Source organism: Salinispora pacifica DSM 45544, from assembly GCF_000378845.1.
GTDB lineage: Bacteria > Actinomycetota > Actinomycetes > Mycobacteriales > Micromonosporaceae > Micromonospora > Micromonospora pacifica.
The window spans coordinates 1,350,539-1,372,540 of record NZ_KB905359.1 but is presented as its reverse complement, the minus strand read 5'-3'; the positions used below and the strand labels follow the sequence as shown (position 1 = coordinate 1,372,540).

Genomic DNA, 22,002 nt, shown 5'->3' with positions numbered 1-22,002 from the left:
AGGTTGCATCCCTGCACGCATCCGGTTCGACCCCCGAACCGGTCGGGAGCGCGCGGCCGGTCGGGAGCCGGTGCGGACGCACCGGACGGACGCGACTGTGGAGTGACGTGCGCCGAGCCCCCCAAGTCGCAGCTTCGTCCTGTCGTCATGCCCGGGTTCGCCGAGTTCCGCGACCAGTTGAGTGAGGTGAGTGGAAGTGACAACCCAGCGTTACGACTTTGTCATCGTTGGTGGCGGTTCGGCCGGCAGCGCGCTCGCCGACCGGCTCTCCGCCGATCCGGGCAACCGGGTTCTGGTCCTGGAGGCCGGCCGTCCCGACTACCCCTGGGACGTCTTCATCCACATGCCGGCGGCGCTGCCGTTTCCGATCGGTAGCCGGTTCTACGACTGGCAGTACAACTCGGAGCCGGAGCCGCACATGCACGGGCGGCGTATCTACCACGCCCGGGGCAAGGTGCTGGGTGGGTCGAGCAGTATCAACGGGATGATCTTCCAGCGGGGCAACCCGTTGGACTACGAGCGGTGGGCCGCCGATCCGGGCATGGAGACCTGGGACTTCGCCCACGTTCTGCCGTACTTCAACCGGATGGAATCCGCGCTGGGGGCCGATCCGGACGACCCGTTCCGTGGCCACGACGGCCCGCTGGTGCTGGAGCGTGGCTCCGCGGACAATCCGGTGATCCAGGCCATGCTCGCGGCGGCGGAGCAGGCCGGCTATCCGCGCACCACCGACGTCAACGGCGTGCAGCAGGAGGGTTTCGCCCCGTTCGACCGGAACGTGAGTCGGGGTCGGCGGTTCTCCGCGGCCCAGGCGTACCTGCGCCCGGCGATGAAGCGACCCAACCTCGAGGTGCGTACCCGCGCGTTCGTCACCCGCGTCATCTTCCAGGGCACCCGCGCCGTGGGCGTCGAGTACACCCGCGGCAAGGGGACGACCCCGCACCGGGTGTACGCCAACGACGTGATCCTCAGCGGCGGCGCGATCAACACGCCGCAGCTGCTGCAGCTGTCCGGCGTGGGTAACGCCGACGAACTGGCCGGCCTGGGCATCGACACCGTCGCGAACCTGCCCGGGGTGGGTGAGAACCTGCAGGACCACCTGGAGGTCTACATCCAGCACGCCTGCACCCAGCCAGTGACGATCCAGCCCTACCTGAACTGGCGGTACGCGCCGTGGATCGGTGCGAAGTGGCTGTTCGGACGGACGGGCCTGGGCGCCACCAACCACTTCGAGGCGGGCGGCTTCGTCCGGAGTAACGACACCGTCGACTACCCGAACCTCATGTTCCACTTCCTGCCGATCGCGGTCCGCTACGACGGCTCTTCCCCCTCCGGTGGCCACGGCTACCAGGTGCACATCGGGCCGATGTACTCCGACGCCCGCGGTACGGTCAAGATCGTAAATCGGGATCCCCGGGTGCATCCGGCTCTGCGGTTCAACTACCTCTCCACCGAGCAGGATCGGCGGGAGTGGGTGGAGGCGGTCCGGGTGACCCGCGACATCCTCGGCCAGCCGGCGATGGCGCCGTTCAGCGGTGGTGAGATCTCCCCCGGGCCCGAGGTCCAGACCGACGAGGAGATCCTCGACTGGGTCGCCCGCGAGGGGGAGACCGCGCTGCACCCGTCCTGCACGGCCAAGATGGGGACCGACGACATGTCCGTGGTGAACCCCACCGACATGTCGGTGCACGGGGTGACCGGGCTACGGGTGGTGGACGCGTCGGTGATGCCCTACGTCACCAACGGGAACATCTACGCCCCGGTGATGATGGTTGCCGAGAAGGCGGCGGACCTCATCCTGGGCAACACGCCGCTGGCGCCGTCGCCGCTCGACTACTACCGGCACGACCGCGGTTCGTCGGCGGTGGCATGATGCCGTGTCGCGAAGGCAGAGCTGGACCAGGGAACCACTCGACGAGTGCATCGGGGAGTTGCGCGTGAAGGACCTCTACATCGATGGAGAGTGGCGGGAGTCGGTAGCCGGCGGGCGCCGAGAGATCCGCTGCCCGGCCGACGGCACCTCGGTGGTCACCGTCGCCGAGGGGACCCGGGACGACACGATCGCGGCGATCCGCGCGGCCCGGAAGGCGTTCGACGAGGGGCCGTGGCCGTGGCCGCGAACCCCGGCCGGCGAACGTGGTGCGCTGCTGCACCGGGTCGCCGACCTCCTCCAGCGGGACAAGCAGGAGTTCGCCCGCGCGGAGTCGCTCGACACCGGTAAACGGCTGGTGGAGAGCGAGTACGACATCGACGACGTGACCGCCTGCTTCCGGTACTACGCCGGCCTCGCCGACACCGACGGCGGACGCGTCGTGGACACCGGGCGCAGCGACGCGATCAGTCGGGTCGAGTACGAGCCGATCGGTGTGTGCGGGCTGATCACGCCCTGGAACTACCCGTTGCTGCAGACCTCGTGGAAGGTCGCCCCGGCGCTCGCCGCCGGAAACACCTTCGTCCTCAAGCCCAGCGAGCTGACCCCCTCGACCGCGATCCTGCTGATGCGGCTGCTGGACGAGGCCGGGCTGCCGCCGGGCGTGGCCAACCTGGTCCTCGGCGCCGGTGCCGAGGTAGGCGCGCCGCTGGCCGAGCACCCGGACGTGGACCTGGTCTCGTTCACCGGGGGCCTGCAGACCGGGCGTGGCCTGATGGCGGCGGCAGCGGCGACGGTGAAGCGGGTGACGCTCGAACTCGGCGGCAAGAACCCGAACGTCGTCTTCGCCGACGCCGACTTCGACGCCGCCGTGGACTTCGCGCTCACCGCGGTGTTCCTGCACTCGGGCCAGGTCTGCTCGGCGGGTACCCGACTCGTGGTCGAGGAGTCCATCCACGACGCCTTCGTGGACGCGGTCGTGGATCGCGCCCGTCGGATTCGTCTCGGTGGGCCCTTCGACGCCGACGCGGAGACCGGCCCACTGATCTCCGCCGCCCACCTGTCCAAGGTGGAGTCGTATGTCGAGGCTGGAATCGCCGAGGGGGCGGTGCTGCGCTGTGGCGGCCGCCGCCCCGACGAGGATCGCCTCGCCAACGGCTTCTACTACCTTCCGACGGTGCTTGACGGCTGTCGCGCGGGCATGTCCGTGGTCCGCGAGGAGTCCTTCGGTCCGGTCCTCACCGTCGAGACCTTCACCGACGAGGACGAGGCGGTGCGCATCGCCAACGACACCCACTACGGCCTCGCCGGCGCGGTCTGGACCAGCGACGCCAGCCGTGCCCAGCGCGTCGCGCAGCGGCTACGGCACGGCACGATCTGGATCAACGACTACCACCCGTACGTACCCAAGGCGGAGTGGGGCGGCTTCCGGCAGTCCGGCAATGGCCGCGAGCTGGGCCCGACCGGGCTCAACGAGTACCGGGAAATGAAGCACATCTGGCAGAACACCGATCCCCGCCCGCAGCACTGGTTCCGCGGCTAGCGCCCCCGCGCCATCCCGTAACCGTCGCCCAAGGAAAGAGACGAGTCAGCCATGTCTGTCCCAACCGACTATCACCGCCGTCCCGGCGGGCCCATCCCCGCGTGCGCACCCCGGTGCTGCCGGGGCGTGCCGAGGTCGCGGCGTTGCGACCGGGCGGGGTGGGCCGCATGAGCACGGAGACGGCGGTTGAGCCGCGCGGGCAGGTCATTGCAGCCCAGACTCCGGTGATCTCGGTCCGGAACCTGTGGAAGGTGTTCGGCCCGAACGCGGAGCGGGTGCCCGACTCGGCCGAGCTCGCGGCGCTGTCCCGGCGGGAGCTGCGGGAGCGGGCCCGGTGTACCGCCGCGGTACGGGAGGTGTCGTTCGACGTCGCGCCCGGTGAGGTCTTCGTCGTGATGGGGCTCTCCGGCTCCGGCAAGTCCACGCTGGTGCGCTGTCTGACCCGGCTGATCGAGCCGACCGCGGGGGAGGTGGTCTTCGAGGGCGAGGACATCCTGCGTGCCGACAAGAGGCGGCTGCGGGAGCTCCGGCGCCGGAAGTTCTCGATGGTCTTCCAGCACTTCGGTCTCCTGCCGTACCGAACGGTGGTCGACAACGTCGGGTATGGCCTGGAGATCCGGGGTGCCGGCCGCGCCGAGCGGATCCGCCGGGCGACCGAGGTCATCGAACTGGTGGGCCTCGACGGCTACGAGAACGCGTACCCGGACCAGCTCTCCGGCGGGATGCAGCAGCGCGTCGGGTTGGCACGGGCGTTGGCCGGTGATCCGGACGTGCTCTTCTTCGACGAGCCGTTCTCCGCGCTGGACCCGCTGATCCGCCGCGACATGCAGAACGAGGTCATCCGGCTGCACCGCCAGGTCGGCAAGACGATGGTCTTCATCACGCACGACCTCTCCGAGGCGCTCAAGCTCGGCGACCGGATTCTGCTCATGCGCGACGGCAACGTGGTGCAGGCCGGGACCGGGGACGAACTGGTCGGGGCGCCGGCCGACGACTACGTGCGCGACTTCGTCCAGGACGTGCCCCGCGCCGATGTCCTCACCCTGCGGTGGATCATGCGTCCGTCCCGGGCCGCCGATCAGCTGGACGGCCCCGAACTGGGTCCGGGGGTGATCGTGCGGGACGCGGTCCGCACGGTGCTCGCCGCCGACCGGCCGGTGCGGGTCGTCGAGAACGGGGAACTGCTGGGCGTGGTCGGCCATGAGGAGGTCCTCGACATCGTCGCCGGCAATCAGGCGGGCGCCTAATGGCCACGACGACCATGACCGGCGCGTCAACGCGGACCACCCCACGTCGACGAATCACCAAGCCGCTCGCGGTGGTGGGTGTCCTCGCGCTCTGGCTCGTCGCCTGGACCCTGCTGCGCGGCCAGGACATGTTGGAGCTGCCCCGGGCCACGCTGACCGAGCTGCACCACTGGCTCAACGACGTCAACGACTCGGTTGGCGCCAGCCGGAACAGCAACCCGCTCTTCCTGTACTTCTTCAACGAGATCCGCGCGGTGATGGACGCGTTGGTGACCTTCGTCCAGGGGCTCATCGCGCAACCGGCGTACGGGCGGCCGGTGCCGGTGCTCGGGTGGCTGGGTGTGGTGGCGCTCGCCTCCTACGCCTCCTGGGCGTTCGCCAACTGGCGGGTGGCGCTGCTCGCCGCGGGCGGGTTCACTCTCTTCGGCCTGCAGGGGCTGTGGCAGGAGAGCATGGACACGCTGGCGCTGACGTTGGTGGCGGTCTTCGTGTCGCTGTTGTTCGGCATTCCGCTGGGCGTTCTGGCCGGGGTGTCGGATCGGTTCCACCGGTTGATCACTCCGGTGTTGGACCTCATGCAGACGATGCCGACCTTCGTCTACCTCGCGCCGCTGACCCTGGTGTTCCTGATCGGCCCGGCCTCCGCGACGATCGCGACGCTGATCTACGCCATGCCGCCGGCGATCCGGATCACCGCGCACGGAATCCGTTCCGTGCCCGGACCGCCGGTGGAAGCCACCGATTCGTTCGGCGCGACCCGGCGGCAGCGGTTGACCAAGGCGCTCCTGCCGCTGTCGAAGCGGACGATCGTGCTCGGTGTCAACCAGACGATCATGGCGGCGTTGGCGATGGTGACCGTCGCGGCCCTGATCGACGCTCCCGGCCTCGGTAAGACGGTGATCAAGGCCCTGCAGACCCTCGACGTCGGTACCGCGTTCAACGCGGGGGTGGCGATCGTGGTGATGGCCATCGTCCTGGACCGGGTCACGACAGCGGCCAGCGTCCGCGCCGAGCAGGGGGGCGGTGAACTCAATCCCCGGATCCGCCGGCTGCTCCTGGCCGGGTTCGGGCTGGTCGCCGCGGTCTGCTCGTACCTGTCCTACACCTACCTGTGGGCCTCTGAGTTCCCGGAGGGCGGCCAGCTCGGCGAGTATCTGTCGCAGGGGGCGACCACGGTGACGACGTGGGCGCAGCACAACCTCGCGGATCTGACCGCGGCGGTGAAGGACGGCGTGACCATCGCGTTGCTCAATCCGTTGGAGGCGCTGCTGGCCGAGTCGCCCTGGTGGTTGATGGGTGCGGTGATCGTGCTGCTCGCCGCGCTGATCGGCAACCTGCGGGCCGCCGCCGTCGCCGCGGTCTGTGTGGGGCTGCTGGTCGGCAGTGGGCTGTGGAACGCCAGCATGGTCACGCTGGCCATGACGCTGGTGGCCACGCTGTTGGTGGTGACGCTGGGAGTGGTCGTCGGCGTGTGGATGGGCCGGAGTAACCGGGCCGATCGGGTCATCCGGCCGGTCCTGGACGCCGGGCAGACCATGCCGGCCTTCGTCTACCTGATTCCGGTCGTCGCCCTCTTCTCGGTGAGCCGCTTCAGCGCTATCGTCGCCGGTGTCGTCTACGCCGCGCCGGTCGCCATCAAGATCGTTGCGGACGGGGTGCGCGCCATTCCGGAGTCGACGGTGGAGGCGGCGACCGCCGCGGGCTCCAACACCTGGCAGACCATCACGAAGGTCCAACTGCCGATGGCGCGGCAGTCGTTGCTGCTCGCCACCAACCAGGGGCTCATCTACGTGCTGTCGATGGTGGTTATCGGTGGCCTGGTCGGGGCCGGTGCGCTCGGCTACGAGGTCGTCGCCGGTTTCTCGCAGGGGCAGCTCTACGGCAAGGGCCTCGCGGCGGGCGTCGCGATCGTCGTACTCGGGATCATGCTGGACCGGATCGCGCGGGCTGCCGCGCAGCGGTCGGAGCCTGCCCCCAGTGCCAACCAGACGTGACTCATCCGCCGTTCCGGTGCGCCGGGACCGCGGAATCGGAGTTGACCGACGAACAACACCTTGGGAGGGTGACAGTAAATGAGATCCATTGTCAACAAGAGGGTCCTGGCGGGCGTCTCGCTGTCCACGGTGGCGGCTCTCACGCTCACCGCGTGCGGTGGTTCCAAGATCGAGTCGACGGATGCCGCCGACTCGGGTGACTGCGGCACCTTCACCATCGCGATCAACCCCTGGGTCGGGTACGAGGCGAACGCGGCCGTCATCGCCCACGTCGCCGAGACCGAACTCGGCTGCAAGGTCGTCAAGAAGGACCTCAAGGAGGAGATCGCCTGGCAGGGCTTCGGCACCGGCCAGGTGGACGCGATCGTGGAGAACTGGGGCCACGACGACCTCAGGCAGAAGTACATCGAGGATCAGAAGACCGCGGTGAGCGCCGGTTCGACCGGTGTCGAGGGGGTCATCGGTTGGTACGTGCCGCCATGGATGGCCGAGGAGTACCCCGACATCACCGACTGGAACAACCTGAACAAGTACGCCTCCCTCTTCGAGACCACGGAGTCCGGCGGCAAGGGACAGCTGCTCGACGGTGACCCGTCCTTCGTCACCAACGACGAAGCGCTGGTCAAGAACCTGGGGCTGGACTACAACGTGGTCTACGCGGGCAGTGAGCCGGCCCTGATCCAGGCGTTCCGTCAGGCGGAGGAGAAGAAGGAGCCGGTGCTCGGCTACTTCTACGACCCGCAGTGGTTCCTCTCCGAGGTCGAACTGGTGAAGGTGGACCTGCCCGAGTACCAGGAGGGCTGCGACGCCGACCCGGAGAAGGTCGCCTGCGACTACCCGGTGTACGACCTCGACAAGATCGTGAGCAAGTCGTTCGCCGACGCCAACGGACCCGCCTACCAGCTGGTCGACAACTTCAACTGGACCAACGAGGACCAGAACCTGGTGGCCCGGTACATCGCCCAGGACAACATGTCGCCGGAGGAGGCGGCTGAGAAGTGGGTCGAGGCCAACCAGGACAAGGTTGAGGCCTGGCTGCCGCAGAGCTGACACATATTTCGTAACACCCTGTGCGGTGGCGCCGGTAACACACCGGCGCCACCGCACAGCTGTTTCTCGACCGGCTGCCGCTGGGCAGCTCTCCCCGGATCGCCGTCCGCTGGCATGGATTCGCGGTACCACGGAAGGGCCCTGGTGTCGCTACGCTACGGCCTGACCGTTGGCGTAGCTGACAACCGGGGGGTTGACGTGTCGCAGAACCAGGCCGAGCAGCAGATTGCCGAGCAGCAAACCGGCCCGCGGCGGACCGGAGCCGTTCCCTCCACGTTGGATGTGTCGGTGCCGCACTCGGCGCGGGTGTGGAACTACTGGTTGGGCGGCAAGGACAACTTCGCGTCCGACCGGGCGGCCGGCGACCAGGTTCGAGCGGTCTTCCCGGAGATCGTCGAGGCCGCTCGCTACTCCCGGGTGTTCCTGCGGCAGGCGGTGACCTATCTCGCCGCCGAGGCGGGCATCCGCCAGTTCCTCGATGTCGGCACCGGCCTGCCGACCGCCGACAACACCCACCAGGTCGCCCAACGGATCGCCCCGCCGACCCGCGTCGTCTACGTCGACAACGATCCGATGGTTCTCGCGCACGCCCGGGTGCTGCTGACCAGCGACCCGGCGGGTGCCACCCAGTACCTCAACGCCGACCTGCACGATGCGGAACGGGTCATCCGGGAGGCCCGGGCGACGCTGGACCTCAGTGAGCCGGTCGGCTTGATGATGTTGGGGGTGATGGGCCACGTCGCGGATCCCGCCCAGGCGCGGGACGCCGTACGCGCGCTGGTCTCGTCCCTGCCGGCGGGCAGCTTCCTGGCGATGTCCGACGGCACGGCCACCAGTGAGCGGGTGATCGAGTCCCACCGGCAGTACAACGAGAGCGGTGCGGCACCGTACCACCTGCGCGAGGTCGCCGACTTCACCGCCTTCTTCGACGGCCTTGACCTGGTCGAGCCGGGTGTCGTGCCACTGGGGCGCTGGCGGCCGGAGAACGGCTCCCCGAAGGTCGTGGACGGCTACTGCGGGGTTGCCCGCAAGCCCTGACCAGCAGCGCCACCCGGACCAGCAGCGCCACCGCGGCCGAACGGGCCGGTTCCGTCCGGTCCGACCCCGCCCCGGGTCAGTGGTGAGCCCGGTGTTGGTCGAGCTGGTGGCGCAGGGCACCGGCGAAGCCCTCCGCGGTGCGGAGCTGTTCGCGTAGCGTCTCCACCCGGGTGGCAGCGACGGTGTGGAAGAGGCCGAGCCGGTCGAGCAGGGCGGGCCGGTCGGCGGCACCGGCAGTGACCAGGGCGTCCAGGACGGCGAGCAGCGCCCGCATCTCGTCGAGGCTGAACCCGAGCGGTTTCATCCGCTTGACCACCGCGAGACGCTCCAGGTCGGCGTCGGTGTAGAGGCGGAAGCCGCCCTCGCTGCGCGCCGACGGGATGATCAGCCCGGCGTCCTCGTAGTGGCGGATGGTGCGGATGCTCAGCCCGACCCGCTCGGCCACCGCGCCGATTCGCATCAGCGGCCTGGCGCCGGTTGGGCGCCCGGTGGCCCTGGGTGCGGGACCACCGGGCACCGAGCCGGGCATCAGTGGCCCCCGCCGAGGGTGCCGGCCAGGTTGCCGTGGATAGCGGCACTGGGCTGGTTCAGTTCGATGATCTCCACGGTCTTGCCGCGAGCCGCGTACTTGGTGGTGATCGCGTCCAGCGCCGCGACCGATGAGGCATCCCAGACGTGGGCGTGGGTCATGTCGATCACCACGTGCTGCGGGTCGTTGGCGTAGTCGAACTGGTAGACCAGGTCGTTGCTGGCGGCGAAGAACAACTCGCCGTGCACCGAGTAGATGCGGCTCCGGCCGTCGGGGTCCAGCACGCTGGTGACCTCGACCAGGTGCGCGACCCGGTTGGCGAAGATGACCATGGCGGTGAGGACGCCGATGACCACGCCGATGGCGAGATTGTGGGTGACCAGGGTCGTGGCGACGGTGGCGACCATGACCAGCGTCTCGCCCCAGGGCATCCGCTTCAGCGTGGCCGGGGCCACCGAGTGCCAGTCGAACGTCGAGACCGAGACGATGATCATCACGGCGACCAGGCCCGCCATCGGGATCGCGGCGACCACGTCACCCAGGCTGACCACCAAAATGAGCAGGAACACGCCGGAGAGGAAGGTCGACAGCCGGGTCCGCGCGCCAGACGCCTTGACGTTGATCATCGTTTGACCGATCATCGCGCAGCCACCCATGCCGCCGAAGAAGCCGGTGACGATGTTGGCGACGCCCTGTCCCCAGGACTCGCGGGTCTTGTTGGAGTGGGTGTCGGTGATGTCGTCCACCAGCTTGGCGGTCATCAGCGACTCCATCAGCCCGACCAGCGCGATGCCGAGGGCGTACGGAGCGATCAGGGCCAGGGTGTCGGCGGTCCACGGGATCTGCGGCAGCCCGAGGGTGGGCAGGCTGTTGGGCAGCTCACCCTGGTCGCCGACGGTCGGTACGGCGATGCCAGCGGTGACGGTGATCCCGGTCAGGACGATGATCGTCACCAGCGGGGCGGGTACGGCCCGAGTGATCCGGGGTAGCCCGATCATGATCGCCAGGGCCAGGCCGACCAGCGGGTAGACCAGCCACGGCACCCCGAGCAGATACGGCACCTGGGCGGAGAAGATGAGGATGGCCAGCGCGTTGACGAAGCCGACCATCACGCTGCGGGGGATGAACCGCATCAGTTTCGCGACCCCGAGTAGGGCCAGCAGCACCTGGAAGATACCGCCGAGGATGACCGCGGCGATCAGGTAGTCCAGCCCGTGCTCCTTCGCCAGCGGCGCCACGACCAGAGCGATCGCCCCGGTCGCCGCGGAGATCATCGCCGGTCGGCCGCCGCAGATCGCGATGACGACCGCCATGGTGAAGGAGGCGAACAGCCCGACGCGGGGGTCGACCCCGGCGAGGATCGAGAAGCTGATCGCCTCGGGGATCAGCGCCAGGGCGACGACCAGACCGGCCAGCACCTCGGTACGTAGAACCTTCGGTGTCAGCCAGGACGGGCGGGACAGGCGCGGCCGGGTGACCGCGGGCAGTTCAGAAGACATACAGCCGTTTCCGCTCGGGTGTGCGCGGGGGCGCACACGTGTCGCCGGATCCCGCTCGGGACATGGCGAAGTTCGTACACAGCATTTCCGGTCGGACAATCCGGACCATTCCAGGCAACGTTGCCCGGCGACGGCCGTGAGGGGCCAGCAGCCGCACCTCGACGACCGGGGTCGAACCCTACCCTTCGGTGAGGGGAGAGTCGGCACGCCGTGATGATCATCACGGTGGACCGGGTCTGCCCCCGGGGCGGCCCGTCCGGACAGGCTCGGGTGCCAGGCGCATTAGGCCGACGACATACCTTGGTCTACGGAAATCGTGCATCCGGTGCTGTCCGCCTATCCGGCCGACGAATCAGGCGCCCTGAAAAAGCAGACATGTGATCTGATCCGGTGCCAGAAAAGCTGGAAGAACGCGGGCTGTTATTGCTGTTCAGGCGGCCTGTGGCTAGCGTGGCGCCCTTCGGAGTCGAAGATATCCGAGGGAGTTGTACCATGCGAAAGCGCTTCGTCCTGCCATTGATGACGATGGGAGCTGTCACGGCCACGATGGCCGTCGCCGCACCCGTCCAGGCGCATGGCTACGTTTCAGGACCGCCCAGCCGTCAGGCGCTCTGCGCCCAGGGTTCGGTACCCGACTGTGGGCCCATCGCGTTCGAGCCGCAGAGCGTCGAAGGGCCAAAAGGCCTGACGAGCTGCAGTGGCGGCATCTCCGAGTTCGCCGTGCTCGACGATGAGAGCCGGGCCTGGCCCGCGGCCACGGTCGGCCGGTCGGTCACCTTCGACTGGATCAAGACCGCCCCGCACAAGACCAGTAACTGGGAGTACTTCATCGGCGACGAGCTGTTGGCCACCTTCGACGGTGGCGGCGTGCAGCCGCCGTCCACGCTCTCGCACCCGGTCGACCTGGGCGACTACGTAGGCCGGCAGAAGGTCCTCGCGGTGTGGAACATCGCCGATACTCCAATGGCGTTCTACTCCTGCATCGACGTGAATATCGACGGTAGCTCTTCGCCGACGCCGACGCCGACGCCGACGCCGACGCCGACGCCGACGCCGACGCCGACGCCGACGCCGACGCCGACGGCCTCACCGACGGGCACCGCCGCACCGACCCCGACCGGTACGCCGTCTCCGACCTCGACCGGGACTCCCGCGCCGGGAAGCTGGCAGGTCGGCACCGTCTACCAGGTCGGTGACGAGGTGACGTACGACGGGGTGAGCTACCGGGCTCGGCAGGCGCACACCGCGACACCCGGGTGGGAGCCGCCGCACGTGCCGTCGCTGTGGATCCGAATCTGAGCGAACGGGCGTGGCCGTACCGGCCGTGGTGGGAACACCCGGCCGGTGCGGGCCGGCCGCGAGTCGGCGCCCCGTGACCCGAAGGGAGTAGGCCGTACGACGGCTGCTACTGGTCGCCCTGCTTGCCACCGCCGCGCTGCTGGCGGGCTGCGCCGGACGGCAGAACGCGCGGTGCAGGACCGGATTCGGTTGGCCGTCCCCGTCGAGGGGTTAGTCAACGGGGGCGGAGGCCAGCAGGCCGACGAGACACGCGACCGACGGAGTCCCCGACCTGGCCAACCGCCGGGGACCTCACCAGTCGCATGCCCGCCTCAGAGAGCCGCTGGCTCGTCAGTGTTGTCGTCGGCGTTGAGTGCGAGTGCATCCTGGGGGGCGAACGCCGGGACAGGCGCCGTGTCGAGTTCAGTATCGAAGCTGTTGGCGACGTTATTGAGGTCGGCGTCGATCGAGTTGTTCGAGTCCTCGTTGAATTCGGCGTCGATCGAGTTGTTCGAGTCCTCGTTGTTCGAGTCGTTGACCGAGTTGTCGATATCGGTGGTGATGTTGTTTTCGATCGACTGTTCGTTGTTGGAGTTGTCGATGGAGCTGTTCTGTGACAGGTCGGAGTTGTTGATCGAGTTGTCGATCGAGTTGGATGACTGGTCCTGAACGCCCGAACCGAAGTTCAGGTTCGCGAGGTCGTTGCCTCCGCCAAAGTCGATATTGCCGTCGCCGAAGGTGTTGTCGCCATCGCCGACGACCCCGCTGTTCTCGCCCGTGTTGACGTTTCCCACGTCATCACCGGCGAGGACGGCTCCATCGCCGGTGTTGGCCTGACCGTCGTTGTCGCCGCCGATGACCTGGGAGCCGTCACCCGTGGTGACGACACTTGCGTTGGCGCCGTCCACGTCTACGTCCACTGAGTTGTCGATGGTCGTTGACTGGTCGAAGAAGCTCGTCGACTGGTCGATATCCTGGTGCACGACAGTGACCAGCTCGGTAACGGTCTGCACGATCTGTTCCAGGGGCGGCTGCCCACCATCTGTCGCCGGCCCGCCGTCGCCCGAGTTCTGCTCTCCACCGCCCCCACCACCAGCGGCGAGTTGCGCAACCGCGTCCTTGGTTTCCGGTGGTAGCGCCGACTCCTGAGCGACGACCGCGGCGACCTGGGCGACGTTGACCCCGGAGAGGTCGGCGTCGGCAATGCCCTCTGCTGCGAGCACGCTCTCCGGGTCGGCCACGAAGTTCTCCGCGACTTCGCGGTCACCGAAGACCCTGGAAAAGAAGTCCCGAAAGAGTTCACTAACATCAACGCTCATCGTCTGCTCCCTGTCTGGCCGCGGCCGGTCGGCCCCGGCATAGCCCTACACTGCCGGCGGAGCCCTGACGGTGACATCGGGGAAACCCCCGCGGGCCCGCTCTGGCAATAGGGGCTGCTGCCAGCCGGCCCACGGACAAGTACGGTCGCCGCTCAGGCGACAACCCCCGGGTGTTTCCGCAGGGCGGCGAGAAACTCGGCCCGGCTGGACGCGTCCAGTTTGGTCCGCATCCGCGCCACATGGTGTTCGACTGTCTTCGGTGACAGGTACAGTTGGGATCCGATCTCCCGTTGGGTGCGTCCCTCGAGCACCATGCGGCCGACCGTAATCTCGCGTTCGGACAGCACCCCAGCCCGCCCGCGCTGCTCGCCTCCGCCGACCTCCGCGGCAGACAAGCCCCGCGCGTGCTCCAACATTCGCCGTGCCGCCGTCGCATCCGTGGTGCGAATCGCGGCCTGGCCCACCAGCCGTGAGGCATCCCAGGGCAGCTGGTTGGTCGCCAGGTCCCCAGCGACCGAGCAGACGCGGTCGACATCCACCTTGCCCGCAAGCACATCGGCCCAGGCCAGTGCGGCGGCGCCCTGCGCACGCTGGCGTGGCCCGGCGAGGGTAGCTGCCGTGGCCAGCTCAGTGGCCACCGTGGCGGCCGTAGCCGCATCCTCGAGGGCGACGGCGACCTGAACCCGAATCCAGCCCACGGCGACAACCCACGTCGGCGGATCGCCGGCGCGTGCGACGACATCGTCGAGTACGTCCATCACGGGCCGAGCCCGCACCATCTGGCGCAGCCGCGCCGCCGTTACCACAAGCTCCTCCAGGACCTCGATCGCGAAAAGGTCCACCGCGCGTCGGGCCAGCTGCGCCTCCACCCCGTTCCATGCCTCGCGCATTCGCGCCACGTCACCACTACGGCGGGCCATCCCCGCCGCGAGTGCGGCGGCGAGCAGTTGATCCCGGGCAGTTGGATCCGGCCCTGGCGCCAGCTCCGCAGCCGCACTGTCGTAGCGGCCGGCTCGCATCCGAGTGAACGCCAGGAGCAGTTGATGTCGGTGGGCGGTCACCGGGCCACCCACGCCCGCGGCCAACCCGGCGAGGAGTAGTCGTTCTGCGGTGGAAACATCACCGGTCAGCCCGGCGACGAGGGCGCCGAGCGCGTGCGGCGAGTCGGGCAACACGACGTCGGGTGGCGTGCGCTGCGCGGCCTCGGCAGACTCGATCAGCAGGGGCAACATGGCCTCCGGCTTGGCGAGGCCCGCCGCGGCCTCGGCCAGCCGGGCGAGGGCCTCCGGCGTCCGTCCGCTGGGCTTGGTGCGGGCACGACGGGCGGCATGACCAGCACGTTCGGGTTGCCCAGTCGCGGCCCAGGCCACGGCGGCCAGGGCCGCACCTGGCTGGTCGGCGTCGGCCAGTGCCTCTGCTGCTCTGTCCCATCGTCCCTGTTGCGCGGCGATCGCGGCCCCCACGATGGCCAACCGTGCCGGATCACCACTGACGCCGGTCAGGTCCACCGGTATCCCGAGCTGGGTGGCCGCCTCGGCCCGGCCCAGGTCCACAGCCGCCGGCTGTGCGCCCGCCTCGACCGCGGCGTCGTACCAGGACACCGCAGCACCGGGATCGCGAAATCGCAGGTGATCAGCGGCATGCGTGTAGGCGACCGCTGCCGTGGGTGTCTGGACACGTGCCCGCCGCAGCTGAACCGAGACCAGCAGCGGGTCAGCGCCCGAGTCCAGGAGGGCGGTGGCCACCCGGTCCTGCAACTGCCGCCGCACCACCACTGGTAGGTCGGTCAGGATCGCCGCTGCGACGGCCGGAATCACCGAAGCCGAACCAGGCGCGATCATGCCAAGTTCCTGCAGGACGTTGCTGGTATCCGCGACCGTCGCCAAGGTCACCCCAGCGGCCCGGGCAACCACGGAGTCCGGGACGTCCAGTAGTAGCGCAAGCACCTGGGTAACTGCCGTGCCGTCGGCGGGAAGGCCCGCGAGGCGGCGCTGTACCCGGGCCCGCAGTGCGGCGGGGACCGAGCCCCTGGACGTCGCGGTGGCGATCGAGCCCCCGGACGTCGCGGTGGCGAGGGAAGCGGCTACCGCGGCCATCCCACCCGATGCGGTGCGGATCTCCTCGATCGTGTCCTCGTCGGGCTCAAGTACGCCCGCCTCGGTGACGACCGCGGCGACACCGGCGGCGTCCAACGGCCCGAGCTGGTCGACCATGCCGGCCGCCGCGACGACCTGGTCCAGGTCGGCCAGCTCCGCGGCGCGGATCACCGGCCGCCGTGCGATCAGCATCGCCTGGCCAGCGCGCGCGGCCTCGGCCAGGGCGCGCCAGCTGGACGGTTGCCCGTGGTGAGCATCGTCGACGATCACCACGGCGCCCGCAGCCCGGGCGTCGGTCAACACCAGGTCGAGATCCGCATCACTGCTGGGTAGGGCCACCCAGCGCACGGGACGGTCGAGTGCGGCGGCGAGATCACGAATCCGCCGGCTCCGTCCGGCACCGTCGACACCCACGATCACGGTCGTGGCATCGGCGCCCGGGTTGGTCATCTGACCTTGGGCCTGCACCCCGGCTCAACCTTCGGTGATCGGTGTGCAGTTCCCCGTCTCGTACCCGCCGTTGGTGTCCTTGACCAACCCGTGCCAGTCAACCGCGATCCGCACACACACCTTGTCTGGCAGTGTCTGACCAGGAGGTGCGTAGGAAGCGATCGCTTTCCACCGGCCATCACCCCAGGTGGCGACGGACGGAAGCTTGTCCTCGACGTACCACTGCTCCTGGTCGGTGGCGTGGGCGCCCATGACAGCGGGGTCCGGGCTGACGCCATCGCTGCCGAAGATGTGCAGATGGAAACCGCCGTTGACGTCCAGGGCCGTGCCCTCCGGGACACCGACATCGCCCTGGAGAGTGAGGGCGGAACCGTCGAAGACCGCTGCGGTCAGACACGCCCACCGTTTGTTGGCGCGAATCGTCTCGGTGCACTGCTCGTCCACGGGGGGCGCCGCCTCGCTGGGAATACCTGTCGCCACTGCCGCCACCGTCGCACCCTGATCTGTCGGAGGGGCATCGTTGTGGCCGAACATCGTGTATCCGGCGCCGGCAAGTGCCAGCACCAGAGCGAGGGCCGCGGCGCCGATGGTCAGCGACCGAGACCGGCCCGGGCTGGCCGACAGCTTCTTCGTGTTCGAGGGCCGGTCGGTGTCGGAATGCCGGGTCCGGCCACGTCGGCCACCGCTGACAGCCGCCGCTCCGCGGACCAGCGGTGCTGCCGCGTCCCTGTTCCTCGGGATGGCGGCCGTCGCCGAGATATCGGCCCGATGGACAGCTGCGGTCGGTGTGGCCAAGGGCGTTGCCGACACCTGCGCTGGTGCCTGCCGGGGTGCAGGCGTCCGGCTGCCTGCCGCGCGGGCAAGCCCACCCGCAGCGAGCCAGGCCGCGCCGAGCGCGACCGCATGCTTCGGGTGGGTGTCCACCGCCACTGGACGGCCCAACTCGGCGCCGACCATCTGCGCGACCAGTGGCATCCGGGACGAGCCGCCGACCAACAGGACCGAATGTAGGTCATCTGGCGTGACTCCAGCCGACACCAGCGCCCGGCGCATCGCCTCAATGGAATCGTAGAGCGCCGGGCGTACCAATGCCTCCAGTTCGGCCCGGGTCAGGCGGACCTCGGTGGACAGGTTCGGCAACATCACCGGGATGGACACGTCGGTATCAGCAGACAGCGCCTCCTTGGCCTCGACGCACTCGCCGCGCAACCGGGCCACGGCCGCGATCGCGGTCGGGTCGTCGTCGTCCAGCACCGCGAGCTTCCCGCCGATCGCGGCCGCCACATGAGCGAACACCGCCGCGTCGAAGTCGATACCGCCGAGCCGCTCGATTCCCTCGGGCTGGCCAAGAATCTCGAACCCGTCCCCGGTGTGCCGAAGCACCGCCGCGTCGAACGTGCCGCCACCCAGGTCGTACACGGCCAGGGCGGCACCCCGATCGACTCGTTCCTGCTGGGCGTACGAGACAGCCGCGGCGACCGGCTCGGTGGTGTACTCGACCGGCTGCCCGATGTTGGCCAGCTGCACCGCCTGGCACAGCATGTCGGTCTTGTAAGGTCCCCAGTTCGCCGGATGCGACAGGCATATCCTGGCCGGCGCCTCGCCCTCGCGCTGGACCACGTCGTTGACAACCGACCGAAGCAGCCGGGCCATCAGCGCCTCTGGCGAGTACGGTACCCCGCCAAGCAGCAGCGGCGTGGTGTCGCCGAACCTGCGTTTGAACTCCCGCGCCACTCGGCGTGGCTCGGTCAGCCCGCGCCTGCTGGCGGTCTCACCGACCAGGAAGGTCTCGTCGTCGCGTAGCAACACCACCGACGGGATCACCGCGGCTCGGGTACCCAGCGGGGCGATTTCCGCCCGCCCCTCCCGCCACGTTGCCGCAGCAGTGTAGGTGGTTCCCAGATCAATTCCCAACACGTACATCTCTACTCCAGCGTGTGCGCCCTGCAGGTTCACCACCCCACGCTTCGCGCTTCGCGGCCTGACACCGTCGGTGCTGCGCGGGGATCTGTTCACAGCTCGTGCGTCGCGGTCAGTCACCACCGCCATCCGCGACGATTAGGGGGTCGATCGGGGATCTCCCCGCTGCGGTATCGGTGGCACGATCCCTACCGTGGGTGACATGGATTCGGGCAGACTTCTCGACGCGCTCGGTGACCTCGCCGGCAACGAGAACGCCCGGCAGGAGTACGCCTCCGACCCGGACGCCTTCATCGGTGTCCACGGCCACCCTGGACTGCCCGCCGACCTCGTCAACGAGGCGGTTTCCCACTACGCCGACGTGGCGGACCCGGCTCTTGCGGAACACATCGCCCCGACAGTCATGGCTCACCGCGGCTTCGGCGACACGAACACGACTGGGGGCTCTGGTCTGGACCTGTTGGCTACCGCACCGACTGTCGACGGCGGTGATCCGATGGCGGACCTGGACGGCGATCCCGCTGCCGGGTCCAGCGATCCGATTACGAACGATGTTGTCGAAGGTGAGCCGTGGTCCGAGCCGGGCAGCGACCCGGATGCCTCCCCCGACCTGGCCTTCGGTCTCGGTGCGCAGGTGAGTGCCGGGGAGGAACACGACCACGGCCTGGACACCGACCCGGTGGGCGTGGCAGTGATTGTTACGGCACCCCTCGCGGATATCGGCGGGGCCGGCCAATCGGTGCACGAACTGGCCAGGGTCGACGGCGCCCAGCAACCAGACGAGCCGTGGCTGGGCGACGAATTCGACGGTGACAGTGTCTGACCGGTTCATTCGCCCCGGCCGCCGCCGGTCAGTGCGGCAAGCATCCCCTCGCAGGAGCGGACGGCGATCCGGCCCGCAATCGCCATCTCACGGCTGGTCATCGGGCTTTCGCTCCGGATCTGCCAACGTTCGAGCGCGGCGTGGACCGCCGACGTCAGTTCCTGCGGCGACGCGTCCGGCTCCAGACCCACCCGGACGTGCGGCGCAACACCCTGACCGCCGATGAGCCGCTCCAAGTCGTCAATGACGGCGGGCTTGCCGGTGACCCAGCCAGCCCGCACCGAGGTCAGCACCCGCAGCTCGCTGAAGGGGTGCGCGCCAGCCAAGATCTCCTCCACCTCGGCCGCGGTCGCCTCGCTACCCGGTGCGGGGCGGGTGCGGGTGAGGGCGTCAATGGCCAGCAGTGCCGATCGGCTCTTGAGCACGTCGCGCCGTGCGAAGAACAGTGAGTTGAGCACCGCCCTGAGCTCGACCAGGCCACTTCGCTCCGACAGCTCCCGGGCCAGCTCGGCGGCGGTCCGCGCCACTCGTTGTCGGATTATCGCCGCCGCCAGTCGTAGGCCGTAGAGGCCGAACCGCTCCAGCAGCACGTCTCGCTCGATCAGGGTCAGCCCCAGTTCCGGCATCGATTCTCGGAACCGGTCGGCGGACAGCAGCAGCGCCTCGACATCGCGGGGCGCCAGCTTCGCGATGCGTCGCAGCCGCTCCATCTCGGCCTCGGTGAGCGTCGCCGCAGTCTCGGCCAACAAGCCGGCAACGGGTACGACGGTCTGCACCATCCGTCGGATTCTCGGGTCCATTGTCAGGTGTGCGGCAATGCGTTGCGCCGACGCCATCGAATCGATCCGGCCGACCCCGATCTCATCGGCGCGGGACAGGACACCGATAGCGTTTATCGGATTGGGCTGAGACACCTCACTGTCCCGAAAAGCCTTGAGAAATTCCATATCGGAGGCGTGGACGTGCCGCATGAGATAGAGCACCGCGTCGGTTGGCATCGCTTCCTCCGCCGCGCCGTCGGCGGCGAGCAGTTCCCAGGACCGTCGGGACACCCGATCGGTCAGGGATCCGATGCCGGGGGTGTCGACCAGCGTGGTGGTTCTCAGGGCCTGCGAGGGCCAGGTCACGGTGAGGTGGTCGATCTCCTCCGGTGCCCGGCCAGCGAGGTCGATCTCGATCGCGCCGTCGTCACGGCTGAACCGCAGTTGCGCTGGAGGTTGGTCAGCGACGTGCGCGGTGACTCGGTAGGTGTGGCCGTCGGCGTACCAGGTCACGACGCGGGTGCACTCGCCCGTGTCGGTCGGCGCCAGTCGTTCTCCGACCAGGGCGTTGAGCAGCGTCGACTTGCCGGCCTTCACCCGGCCGGCGATGGCCACCCGCAGCGGCTCGTCGAGGCGGTCGCGGATCGCGGTCAGCTGCGGCTCGTCCGCTGTGCCACGATAGACACCTATCGCGCGGTTCAGCGCCGCGCGGGTGCGGTCCAGCAGGTTCGTGGGGATCGGCCTGGTCATGCCGTACCCTCCGTGATCGCACCGGCCAGCTGCCGCACCTTCGCCAGTCGAGCCAGCTCCGCATCGAGGTCCCGCAGGCGGGCCGCCCGGTTGGTCTTGGTGGTCTTTGCCGCGTCGGTGGCGGCCCTCAGCGCCTCGGCGGTGGACTTGTTGAGATCCTCGGCCAGGGCGGCATAGTGGTCGCGCAGCTGTCGCTGGATTCGGCGCAGCGTGTCCCGGGAGTCCTTTCCGACGACGAAGTTGACCTCGTCGCAGTAGCGCCGCACCGAGTTCTTCGCCTGGTTGCGCCGGTTCTGCAGCTGGCGCTTCTTTTCGTCGCGCAGACCCTTGTGACCCATGATGAGCCCGATGCCGAGCCCGATCGGTCCCAGGCCCAGTCCCAGCAGGCTGCCGAGCATCGTGAACATCAGACCGCCGGTGTACGCGTTCTTCAATGCCACCATGGCCTGCTTTCCGACCTTCATCTTGGTCAGGTCGAGATCCTTGTGCTCGCCGGCCTGGGCCGTCAGCCGGCTCGGGTCGTGGACGGCGAGCTGTTCGAGCGCCGTTCCGGATGCCTTCCGGAAGTGGTCGGCAACCTCCCAGCTGAGTTCCTCAGCGCGGTCGCGCAGCATGGTGTAGTTCGCCAGGGCCTCGGCGGCGATTCGCGACTGTAGCCATGTCTCCACCGAGTCCCACGAGTCGGCCGGGTCGATGTCGGCGATCATGTCGTCCGAGTCCTCGACCACCTGTCGTATCCGGCTGCGCAAATCATGATCGACATCCGCGGTCAGGTCGAGAATTCCGTCATTGAGCGTCTGGCTCCACCGGGCCGCGGCGCCTCGCAGGGCTTCGGTCTGGGCTCGGGTGGCGGCGAGGTCGTCGATGATTTGTTGAGCGGCATCCGGGTCAGCCAGCGTCGCCCGTTCGGCCCGGAACTGGGCGCTGATCTGATCCATCGCATTCGCGACGTCCGCGGCGCACTCGGCCGCCAGACGCTTCGCCGCCGACGCGCCAACCCGGTCGGCGACAAACGTGACCAGGTCCCCGAAGCCGGACTCGCGGTTGAGGTCCTTGTCTCCGACAGCTACCGCACGGGACCGCAGCGTCGAGGACACCGCCACTATCGGGAAGTCGGTGCCGACGTGCCGTTGGTTGAGGTCGCGGACCCTGCGCCAGGCCGGATAGAAGTCGGTCTTCGTCATGACGCAGATGACGGTGGGACACAACTCCCGCACCTGGTACAGGATGTCGACCTCGGTGCGGGTCAGCTCCTGCGACGCGTCCGTGACGAAGACGACCGCGTTGGCCATCGAGGTCGCCGCCAGGCTGGCCGTCGCGTGGGCGGAGTTGAGGCCACCCACGCCGGGCGTGTCGACCAGGACCAGGCCACCGGCGAGCAGCCTGCGGGGCAGGCTCACCTCGATCGCGCGTGGCGGCGTGGAACCAGACCCGGCATCGGTCTCCACCACGTGTCCGCGGATGTCCTCCAGCGCGATCGGTTCCCGTGCCGGCGGTTCACCCTCGCGCAGCAACACCGCGGCCACCTGTTCGCCATAGCGCACCTGGGTGGGAACCGCGGTGGCAGGACCGTCGTTGACCGGGCACAGATCAGTGCCGACCAGCGCGTTCACCAGGGAGCTCTTCCCCTTCTTGAACTCGCCGACCACCACCACGTGCACGTCGGTGGCGTACAGGCGGCGCCGGGCCTGCCGCAGCCGGGTGGCGAGGTCTGCGCGTTGGTAAGCCTCACAGGCACGCAGGGCGTGGTCCACCAGTTGCGCTGTCCGTTCGATCACGCCCGTCGCTGCCGTCTCCGATGCCGTCATCGTCGTGCTCTCCTCGTGCCCCCAGGC

Annotated in this window: 14 protein-coding genes and 1 pseudogene; 8 read left to right on the top strand and 7 right to left on the bottom strand. The window is 68.9% G+C overall.

Features of this window, described 5'->3' with window-relative positions; genetic code table 11:
• Positions 1-196: 196 nt before the first annotated feature.
• The 6 genes from betA to SALPAC3_RS0106105 all read left to right on the top strand — a co-directional run bounded on the left by betA (position 197) and on the right by SALPAC3_RS0106105 (position 8,742).
• On the top strand, positions 197-1,873 hold the full coding sequence (gene betA, locus SALPAC3_RS0106130; protein ID WP_018220387.1) for a choline dehydrogenase: 1,677 nt from the start codon (positions 197-199) through the stop codon (positions 1,871-1,873).
• Between the two features lie 64 nt (positions 1,874-1,937).
• Positions 1,938-3,413, top strand: coding sequence for an aldehyde dehydrogenase family protein (locus tag SALPAC3_RS0106125; RefSeq protein ID WP_018220386.1), 1,476 nt, complete (start codon positions 1,938-1,940; stop codon positions 3,411-3,413).
• Positions 3,414-3,580: 167 nt separating this feature from the next.
• Positions 3,581-4,660: a quaternary amine ABC transporter ATP-binding protein gene (locus SALPAC3_RS0106120; RefSeq protein ID WP_018815770.1), complete on the top strand. Its 1,080-nt coding sequence runs from the start codon at positions 3,581-3,583 to the stop codon at positions 4,658-4,660.
• Positions 4,660-6,654 (top strand): ABC transporter permease, encoded by a 1,995-nt coding sequence (locus tag SALPAC3_RS0106115; protein WP_018220384.1) that lies wholly within the window; start codon positions 4,660-4,662, stop codon positions 6,652-6,654. Before SALPAC3_RS0106120 ends, SALPAC3_RS0106115 begins: the two co-directional genes overlap by 1 nt.
• Before the next feature lie 78 nt (positions 6,655-6,732).
• Entirely contained in the window at positions 6,733-7,704 is a 972-nt protein-coding gene (locus SALPAC3_RS0106110) for an ABC transporter substrate-binding protein (protein ID WP_018220383.1), read from the top strand.
• Positions 7,705-7,902: 198 nt separating this feature from the next.
• A complete protein-coding gene (locus SALPAC3_RS0106105) occupies positions 7,903-8,742 on the top strand; it encodes an SAM-dependent methyltransferase (RefSeq protein WP_026185282.1) in 840 nt (279 codons plus the stop codon).
• 76 nt (positions 8,743-8,818) lie between these two features.
• Here SALPAC3_RS0106105 and SALPAC3_RS0106100 read toward each other — a convergent pair whose 3' ends face one another.
• Both SALPAC3_RS0106100 and SALPAC3_RS0106095 read right to left on the bottom strand, forming a co-directional pair.
• Entirely contained in the window at positions 8,819-9,271 is a 453-nt protein-coding gene (locus tag SALPAC3_RS0106100; RefSeq protein ID WP_026185281.1) for a MerR family transcriptional regulator, read from the bottom strand.
• Positions 9,271-10,770, bottom strand: a complete 1,500-nt coding sequence (locus SALPAC3_RS0106095) for a SulP family inorganic anion transporter (protein WP_018220380.1) — start codon at positions 10,768-10,770, stop codon at positions 9,271-9,273. The genes SALPAC3_RS0106100 and SALPAC3_RS0106095 overlap by 1 nt, the downstream gene beginning before the upstream one ends.
• Before the next feature lie 492 nt (positions 10,771-11,262).
• Between SALPAC3_RS0106095 and SALPAC3_RS0106090 the strand changes: the two are divergent.
• A pseudogene (locus SALPAC3_RS0106090) lies at positions 11,263-12,066 on the top strand (lytic polysaccharide monooxygenase); the annotation flags it as partial.
• Positions 12,067-12,380: 314 nt separating this feature from the next.
• On the opposite strand, the gene SALPAC3_RS0106085 reads toward SALPAC3_RS0106090, so the two are convergent.
• The 3 genes from SALPAC3_RS0106085 to SALPAC3_RS0106075 form a co-directional block, all read right to left on the bottom strand.
• Positions 12,381-13,367 carry a hypothetical protein gene (locus SALPAC3_RS0106085; RefSeq protein WP_018220378.1) on the bottom strand — a complete coding sequence of 329 codons (987 nt, stop codon included), beginning with the start codon at positions 13,365-13,367 and terminating at the stop codon, positions 12,381-12,383.
• 152 nt (positions 13,368-13,519) lie between these two features.
• Complete coding sequence (locus SALPAC3_RS0106080) at positions 13,520-15,931, bottom strand: helix-turn-helix transcriptional regulator (RefSeq protein ID WP_026185280.1); 2,412 nt, start codon at positions 15,929-15,931, stop codon at positions 13,520-13,522.
• Positions 15,932-15,937: 6 nt separating this feature from the next.
• Positions 15,938-17,869, bottom strand: coding sequence for an Hsp70 family protein (locus SALPAC3_RS0106075; protein WP_232430467.1), 1,932 nt, complete (start codon positions 17,867-17,869; stop codon positions 15,938-15,940).
• A gap of 166 nt (positions 17,870-18,035) precedes the next feature.
• Between SALPAC3_RS0106075 and SALPAC3_RS0106070 the strand changes: the two genes are divergently transcribed.
• A complete protein-coding gene (locus SALPAC3_RS0106070; RefSeq protein WP_026185278.1) occupies positions 18,036-18,656 on the top strand; it encodes a hypothetical protein in 621 nt (206 codons plus the stop codon).
• Positions 18,657-18,661: 5 nt separating this feature from the next.
• Here the strand turns inward: SALPAC3_RS0106070 and SALPAC3_RS0106065 are convergent, their stop codons facing one another.
• Positions 18,662-20,167, bottom strand: a complete 1,506-nt coding sequence (locus SALPAC3_RS0106065; RefSeq protein ID WP_018220375.1) for a dynamin family protein — start codon at positions 20,165-20,167, stop codon at positions 18,662-18,664.
• The gene (locus SALPAC3_RS0106060; protein WP_018220374.1) at positions 20,164-21,975 is read right to left on the bottom strand and encodes a dynamin family protein; all 1,812 of its coding nucleotides are present in this window, start codon (positions 21,973-21,975) and stop codon (positions 20,164-20,166) included. The genes SALPAC3_RS0106065 and SALPAC3_RS0106060 overlap by 4 nt, the downstream gene beginning before the upstream one ends.
• Positions 21,976-22,002 lie beyond the last annotated feature (27 nt).

What these genes read in the sequence shown, in the direction of transcription:
- SALPAC3_RS0106120 (WP_018815770.1), top strand. Translation starts at nt 3,581, where the DNA reads ATGAGCACGGAGACGGCGGTTGAGCCGCGCGGGCAGGTCATTGCAGCC.
- SALPAC3_RS0106115 (WP_018220384.1), top strand. Translation starts at nt 4,660, where the DNA reads ATGGCCACGACGACCATGACCGGCGCGTCAACGCGGACCACCCCACGT.
- SALPAC3_RS0106110 (WP_018220383.1), top strand. Translation starts at nt 6,733, where the DNA reads ATGAGATCCATTGTCAACAAGAGGGTCCTGGCGGGCGTCTCGCTGTCC.
- SALPAC3_RS0106100 (WP_026185281.1), bottom strand. Translation starts at nt 9,271, where the DNA reads ATGCCCGGCTCGGTGCCCGGTGGTCCCGCACCCAGGGCCACCGGGCGC.
- SALPAC3_RS0106095 (WP_018220380.1), bottom strand. Translation starts at nt 10,770, where the DNA reads ATGTCTTCTGAACTGCCCGCGGTCACCCGGCCGCGCCTGTCCCGCCCG.
- SALPAC3_RS0106085 (WP_018220378.1), bottom strand. Translation starts at nt 13,367, where the DNA reads ATGAGCGTTGATGTTAGTGAACTCTTTCGGGACTTCTTTTCCAGGGTC.
- SALPAC3_RS0106070 (WP_026185278.1), top strand. Translation starts at nt 18,036, where the DNA reads ATGGATTCGGGCAGACTTCTCGACGCGCTCGGTGACCTCGCCGGCAAC.
- SALPAC3_RS0106065 (WP_018220375.1), bottom strand. Translation starts at nt 20,167, where the DNA reads ATGACCAGGCCGATCCCCACGAACCTGCTGGACCGCACCCGCGCGGCG.
- SALPAC3_RS0106060 (WP_018220374.1), bottom strand. Translation starts at nt 21,975, where the DNA reads ATGACGGCATCGGAGACGGCAGCGACGGGCGTGATCGAACGGACAGCG.